The sequence below is a fragment of the Tychonema sp. LEGE 07196 genome (assembly GCF_963890365.1).
Classification (GTDB): Bacteria; Cyanobacteriota; Cyanobacteriia; order Cyanobacteriales; family Microcoleaceae; genus Microcoleus.
Window position 1 is genome coordinate 24,458 of the sequence record NZ_CAWPRX010000003.1, and the last position, 7,750, is coordinate 32,207.

Genomic DNA, 7,750 nt, shown 5'->3' on the forward strand with positions numbered 1-7,750 from the left:
TATAGTTATTAGTCATTAGTCATCAGTCCTTAGTGTAGAGCGGATTGCGGATTGCCAATCACTAATGACCAATGACTGATGACGAATGACTGCAGGCTGTTGACTATTGAGTGACAACTTCTGCGTTAATTTTATCGACTACTCGGCGGAGGACTCCGTTGATGAAGCGATGTCCTTCGTCGCCGCTGTAACGTTTTGCTAGTTGGACTGCTTCGCTGACGCCGACTTGTTCGGCTAAGCCGAGATAGAGGATTTCGGCGATCGCAATTCTCATGATATCTCGATCGATCCTGGGCAACCGATCTATTTGCCAATCCACGAGGGATTCCGAGAGCAATTCGTCAATTTGAGAGCGGTTGGCGCTAACTTTCGTCAGGATTTGCAAAGCATAGGTGCGGACATCTTGCTGGTTAGCAAGCTGGAGCATTTCTGGAAACTCCATTGCGGAACCGAGACGGTTGATGGCGGTTTGCGTAAGTTCCACAGCTTCGCGCACCATTACTCTAGCACTTTGTATATCGCCGGCGCGGATTTCGCTAGCAAGCAGTTTGTCACTACTCCGCTGCACTTCCGAGGCTGCTGCTTCTAGGGATTCTTGAACTTCTGCTGTCAGGGTGCGGACGGCGGCGAGGACAACATCTTCCAGTTTCTTCGCTTCTAAGAGTTCTGGATTTGACGGTAGTTGGCTGATGCCGAGGAGTGCGAGTTCGCGTGCTGTTTCGCGGGATTTTTTCATATTTTTTAGATAGAAATTGGGATAGGAATTTAAGAATTGTTGAGATTGCTAGGTGTTGGTTGAGACCATAGCCTTGGACTTTAGCAGAAAAACCCGCAAAAAACCCGCCCTCGGTCATGATTGTTGTTGGGCTGGTTTTGGACAATATAGAATCTGTTATTAAAAATACTGGACGGTTTCAACCGCCAGAAAGTCAAACTTGCACCTACCTGCTGTGGGGGTTGAAGACAAGGGCGATTGAAATTACGTTTTTCTGAACTTGGTGTCAATCTTCTTCTACTGGTACAGGCTGGTATCTTGATTCGGATATTAACGGTTCGAGTGTTTTTCCGGGGGGGTTGTCGGGGCTGACGGTAAGCGAGTTGCTGGGGTTGACGATGCCGCCGGAGACGATCAGTTTAAAGGCATCTTCGATCGACATTGACAAATTCACTAGATCGGTTTCCGGGACTATAGCGTACCATCCGGTGGTGGGGTTTGGCGTGGTGGGGATGAAAATGCCGATCGGAGTTTCGCCGGACAAATGAGACTTAATATCGTTACTGTCGATCGTACCCGTCACAAACGCCAAAGCCCAGATTCCCCGGCGCGGATACTCTACCAACACCACCCGGCGAAATTTGTCATTTGAGTTAAGAATTGTTCCCAGCAGTTGTTTGAGGGTTTTGTAAACCGAACCCGCTAGGGGAATTGCCTGCAACAGGCGTTCGCCAAAGTCTAGCAGCCACTTCCCGAAGATGTTGCGGGCCATTAAACCGATGAGTAAAATGCTCAGCAGGGGTACAGCCAGCCCTACTAAAAAATTCAGCAGATTGACCCAAATCGGGTTGAGTCCGTCAAAAGGGTTGATCTGCTTGGGAATTTTGGTAAGAAAATTGATGACCCAACTGGCGACGGTAATTGTCAGCCAGATGGTAGTAGCTAAGGGTATCACTACCAGCAGACCTGCGATCAGGTCGTTTTTTAAGTCTTGTTTGATGCGTTGGAGCACGGGTGGTCAACTCTCCTCGTAACTGGCTGCAAATAACGTGAACAAACCTGAGAGTAAAGCAACTGCACGGGCAAAGAGTGAAAGTCGGCATTTTTATTGTCTTCTATCCCACCTTGCCGCGCCCTTAGATATGGAAAGAGTTAGGAGGTGGTAACTGCGGTTGTCCTGTACTTATCTTGTCAAGAATTATTGCAAATTACTGCCTGTCTTTAATATACTACGTGACTTGGGAAACACTTTACTCCTTTGTATATTTTAAGACAATTTAGCTAGGACTTAACAAATTAGCTCTTAGAGTTGAGGCCGAACCCATCGGGACGTTTCCCCTACAAGGCTGTTGGGCTGCTTCGAGAACAGTTGAATTTTGAGGATGGGGCTGGCTAAACCAAGACAGTTGGAATTGTACTGCGATCGCGCGCCATCCCATCGAACAATCATTTTTTTGAGAAATTGACAGAAGTGCGATCGACCAATGTAGCAGATATTACGTCAAATTATTTCTAAAATTCTAGATACTTATTAAACCATTTGACTATTGAATTACCATAACAAAAGAGATTCGTAGTGTGGAATGCAAGTCCGCTAAATTGTTACGGAATACGGAATTTTTTATGTCAGTAGTTTTTAGACTGACCAAATTCTAAGATATAAGGCAAAAGTGGACAGTTCATTGATGTATTTGCTGCGGGAAACCAGCAAGCGGGAGGATTGAACGGGCCGAACAATTTACTGTTTGCTCCTGACGGCTATTTGTACGTGACAACGCAGGGGAGTGTTGCTCGCAACAATCAACCTGATTTTAGCGCAAATTTCCCCAGTCAGGTGCTGCGTTACAACCCACAAACCAGGCAGTCAAATATCTTTGCTTCGCCCCAACCTTCGCCTCGGAGTCAGGGATTTGTGAGTCTTTTGGGAATGGCTATCGGGCCTGATGATGGCGACCTTTATGTGAGCGATTTTGCTAACGATATCAGGCGCTACAATTTAACCAGTGGGGAATTAATTAAGGTTTTACCTGCGAATTATACTGATACTTCGCCCAGTAGCAATTATGTAGGTGGTTTGGCATTTTCGCCGATCGGCAATTTGTTCGTTGTTGGCTTTGACAACCGCGCCAGCGCTAACGGCGCGGGTGCTGTTTTGCGCTACAGTGGCAAGACTGACGAACCGCTGCCAATATCGAGCAATACTTTGTTGAGTAACAATTCTATTTTTGTTCTTCCCGACAGCAAGTTAGAGCGTCCAGTGGGAATTTCTTTCTTTCCATCGGATGCTCAATTAGGTCAAAAGTGGAATTTTTCACTGGCAAATTACCCAATCGAACATCAAGGGTTAAATAACCTGAATATTGATGTAAATTACAAGTACAAAGATGGGATTCGAGATGATCAATATCCTGATTTTGTGCCGATTTATAATACCAATTTCAAAAAATCATGCAACAGTATTCTTGTCCCCCCCAAAGCATCGGGGGGGCTAGGGGGGGTCGGAGACTATTGCAGGATTTTAGAGAAATGGTATAAGAGTATTGACAATTTTTTAGTTAACTACCCAAATGAAACAGATTTTTGGGAAATAATGAACAAAAACCTGACGGAAAAAGTGCTGGCAGAAAAGCCGACAATTGCGTCTGTGACGGTTGATTTGGATGTTTTACCGACGCAAAAATTGCCTTACGAGCGCAGCAGCACTGTGACTCGGACAGCCGATGGCAAATTAGGAGAAGGCTGGGATTTCAAAATTCCTGATTATGCGATCGAACATCAGGGTTTGAATAATCTAAATATTGATGTCAAGTATCAGTATAAACCAGGAATTACCCAGGGTGAATATCCTGATTTTGTGCCGATTTACAAAGCTATTGACAATTTCTTGAGTGCTTATCCAAACGAAACGGATTTCTGGGAAATTGTGAATAAGAATTTGACGCAAAAGGTGCTGGCAGAAAATCCGGCTTTGAATTCAGTGGAAATTAATCTGGAGGTTTTGCCTACTAACCGATTGCCTTACGATCGAGCTAGTATTGTGTCGATCGCCTAACCTGTAAAAGTCGCTTTCCTATCAGGGTTGAATGAGCCTTGAAGGAGCGGTTTCTAAGAGCGATCGCGCATGATATGATTTGTGCCATAGGTCTGTACGAGTTCGCGATCGCATTAAGACCACAGAAATCGGGTTTTTATGGCGATTCAAGGTCTATAGCGGTTCTCAAAAAGTGAGGTATGCCCTAAGCCCTATTGCCCTATGCCCACGGAGGCCTATGCCCTATCCCGGATAGTATCTCATATGAGAGCACAGAAAGGCTATAGATGCAGTATTTTCGTCCATCAAACTCGGTTTCTGGGCAAATAGTGCGTCCCAGGACTATATACTTAGAAATGAAAATTTAATAACTTAAACATCTCCTGCAGTCCGATCCTATAAGTGCCGAGGTAAAAGGAGGCTCTTCCTCCGCACCTGCATTACCAGACAAAGGAGGCAGAGGCTCCGCACCTGCATTACCAGGCAGAGACTGGTAACGAGCAAAAAAGAGTGCGTCCAAGACTATTGTTGAGAAATCGGGATCAACTAACCAACAGGGGCAGAGGTTCAACTAGAAAGCAGAGCAATTTTTTATCTTTTTTTTAGAGCGACCATCGAAATTGAGTGAATAATGGAAGTATTCAAAGAATTTTGATTAAAACTTTAAGTAAAAGATATTAAGGAATTGTTGTGAAAACGCTAAATATCCTCTTAATAGAAGACAGTGCCCTAGATGCCGAACTGATTGAGGCTTATCTAGTTGAAGGCGGTCTCAAGTTTTCTCTGCGGTGCGTAGACACTCGGGAAGACTTTGCTGCGGCACTGGACGAACAATGTTTTGATATTATTTTGGCAGATTATATGCTGCCTGGTTTTAACGGATTAGCGGCGCTCTCAATGGCTAACGCTACTTGTCCAGAAGTGCCGTTTATTTTTGTGTCGGCTACCTTGGGCGAGGAAGTGGCGATCGAAACTTTGAAAAGCGGCGCTACAGATTACGTTCTTAAACGCAGTTTGACACGCTTGGTGCCGTCGATCGATCGCGCGATGCGAGAAGTGAAAGAGCGGCTCGATCGCAAAGCAGCTCAAGCGCAGCGGATCGAGAGCGAAGCGAGATTTCGGATGATGGCAGATACTGCGCCGGTGATGATTTGGATGTTGGACTCTGACAACCTTGGCGATTATTTTAACAAAGTTTGGTTGGATTTTACCGGTAAAACTTTGGCGGAAGAAATGGGTAGCGGTTGGATGGAAAGCTTGCACCCCGATGACTTGCCAAAATGTCTGGATCTTTGCAACAGAGCCTTCGATGCCCGCCGCGAGTACCGGCTCGAATGTCGCATGAGGCGCTATGACGGGGAATACCGCTGGGTTTTGGGTACGGGCGTACCCCGGTACAGACTCGATCGCACTTTTGCAGGTTACATCGGTTCTTGCATCGATATTAGCGATCGCAAATTAGCAGAACAAGAACGCACTGCCGCTTTAACAAACGAACAAGCAGCTCGCAAGGAAGCAGAAGAAACTGCTCAAGTCCTGCTATCGGCAAACGCTCGAATTACTAACATTCTCGAAAGCATTACCGATGCTTTTGTCGCCTTCGATTTAAATTGGAATTACACTTATATCAACCACAAAGCTCTCAAACTTTTAGGCAAATCACAAGCCGAACTCCTCGGTAAAAGTCTTCTGGATTTATTTCCCAATGCTGTAAAATTACCATTTTACAAAATGGCAGCAAAAGCATTAGCAGACCAGGTAACAGTAGAGTATGAAGAATTCGTGCCTTTATTGAATAAGTGGTTGAAAATGCGTTGTTATCCTTCCGATTCTGGTTTGTCGGCTTACATCGAAGACGTGAGCGATCGCAAGCAAGCAGAATCTGCACTCAAAGCTAGCCAAGAAAAGCTGAGAATGTTGGCAGAATCTAACTTGATCGGAATTGTCGTCGGCGATCTTGACGATGGCATCAGCGAGGCTAACGACGAATTTTTGCGGATAGTGGGCTACGAACGGGAACAGTTGGAGTGTGGGGAACTCCGCCGCTGTAAAGACCTTACACCGCCGGAACACCTGCTGCTGGACGATCGCAGCATTGCAGAGGCAAAAACAAATGGCGTTTGCACTCCCTACGAAAAGGAGTACATTCGGCCCGATGGTAGCAGGATTTCTGTGTTGTTGGGATATATTCTGTTGGGGGAAAAGCGACAAGAATTTGTGGCTTTTGTTCTCGATTTGACGGCTCGCAAGGAGTTAGAAAAAGCACTGCACGATCGAGCCGAGGAATTGGCGCGAGCCAACCGGATGAAAGACGAGTTTCTGGGAACTTTGTCCCACGAATTGCGGACACCGCTGAATGCGATGCTGGGATGGACGCAACTGTTGCAGAACCACAAGTTTGACGAAAAAACGACGGTTAGAGCTCTTTCAACGATCGACCGCAATACGCGATCGCTCTCAACTCTGATCGAGGATTTGTTGGATGTGTCGGAGATTATTACCGGCAAACTGTTCCTGAATTTGCGGTGGATGGATTTGATTTCCACTGTTGAGGCTGCGATCGAAGCTCTCGCCCCCGCTTGGAGGGCAAAAAATATTCAACTCGTGACGGATTTCGACGAAACAGCGGGGCGGATTTTTGGCGATTCCGGCCGCTTGCAGCAGGTGGCGTGGAATTTGCTGTCAAATGCGATTAAGTTTACTCCTGACGGCGGACAGGTAACGGTGGCGCTGCACAAAGTGGAGATCGCTTGTGGACAAGCGCAATTAACTGCGAGTAAAAATGTGTCGCATCCTAGCGTCGAAATTGAGGTCAGCGACACGGGAGAAGGGATTGCGAGGGAGTTTTTGCCCTATGTTTTCGATCGGTTCAGCCAAGCTGACAGTTCTACAGCGCGACCTTACAACGGATTGGGTTTGGGTTTGGCTTTAGTGCGCCATTTTGTAGAAATGCACGGGGGAACAGTGGAAGCCGAATCGGCCGGTGCGGGACAAGGAGCGAGGTTTTTGGTGAGATTGCCAATTAAACAGTCTCATAGCGAGGGCGGAGTTTCTGTGGTAGGGCTTGGGGAGTTGGCGGTTGGAGAAACCCCGGCGCGATCGCACCCGATGGAGTCTTTTGTGAGCATTAACCTTTCGGGAGTGCGAGTTTTGGCGATCGATCGCGACCGGGATTCCCTGGATTTTGCCCGTACAGTCCTCGAAGATTGCGGAGCCTTGGTGGAGACCGCGACCTCGGTCATGGAAGCCTTAGAGGCGATTTCCTGCATGAATCCAGATGTTTTGGCGATCGAACTAGGAATGCAGGGGGAAGATGGAGGAGATCTGCTGCGGCAAGTGCGATCGCGATCGGGCAACAAGGAAATTCCAGCGGTGGCGTTCACGGTAGCAGGTAGGGTAGAGGAACGGGTGCGGGCGCTGCGGCAGGGTTTTCAACTTCACCTGTCCAAGCCTCTCGATCCTGCGGAATTAGTGGCGGTGGTAGCAAGTTTGGCGGCGCGATAGCGACGATTCTCCGAAGCCCGTAACAGTTTCGATTGCCACTGTCAATTTGAGCTTTCTTATCAACTTTGGTAGCATCGGAACGTATCGAACCGCGAAGGCGCTAAGAACGCGAAGGAAGGACGTACATTTTCTTTCTCTTCCTACCCTTGCTCGTTACCAGGCTCTGCCTGGTAATGCAGATGCTTTGGCTCTGCCTCTCTTTAACCCTGGGCTTCGGGAGAGACGAGTGTGAATGATATCGGAAACAATATCAAATCATGTGCGATCGATCGCCCTAACACACAGTCCTGGACGCACTCATACCAAAGAAACCGGGTTTTTTACCGGATTTGTCGGCTAAAACGCATAATTTTCGTCAAAAAACCCGGTTTCTGACCACCCGTGCGATCGGCATAACAAAAAAAGTTCGTAGTGCGGACACACAATAGACTTCTTGCAAAAATAGTTAGGACGGGCTCGCGTGCCCATCCCACAAAAATCTTTTTTCTTGTGGGATGGGC

General features: G+C 47.1%; 4 protein-coding genes. 2 read left to right on the forward strand and 2 right to left on the reverse strand.

Going from position 1 to position 7,750, the window contains the following annotated elements; all coding sequences use genetic code 11:
- Positions 1-103 precede the first annotated feature (103 nt).
- A complete protein-coding gene (nusB, locus tag AACV78_RS00420) occupies positions 104-736 on the reverse strand; it encodes a transcription antitermination factor NusB (protein WP_194010778.1) in 633 nt (210 codons plus the stop codon).
- A 265-nt stretch (positions 737-1,001) separates the two neighbouring features.
- Positions 1,002-1,727, reverse strand: coding sequence for a DUF502 domain-containing protein (locus tag AACV78_RS00425; RefSeq protein ID WP_194010779.1), 726 nt, complete (start codon positions 1,725-1,727; stop codon positions 1,002-1,004).
- A 708-nt stretch (positions 1,728-2,435) separates the two neighbouring features.
- On the opposite strand from AACV78_RS00425, the gene AACV78_RS00430 reads away from it, so the two are divergent.
- Together AACV78_RS00430 and AACV78_RS00435 are read left to right on the forward strand one after the other, a co-directional pair.
- Positions 2,436-3,767, forward strand: a complete 1,332-nt coding sequence (locus tag AACV78_RS00430) for a hypothetical protein (protein ID WP_194010780.1) — start codon at positions 2,436-2,438, stop codon at positions 3,765-3,767.
- Positions 3,768-4,436: 669 nt separating this feature from the next.
- A complete protein-coding gene (locus tag AACV78_RS00435) occupies positions 4,437-7,250 on the forward strand; it encodes a PAS domain S-box protein (protein ID WP_194010781.1) in 2,814 nt (937 codons plus the stop codon).
- Positions 7,251-7,750: the final 500 nt, after the last annotated feature.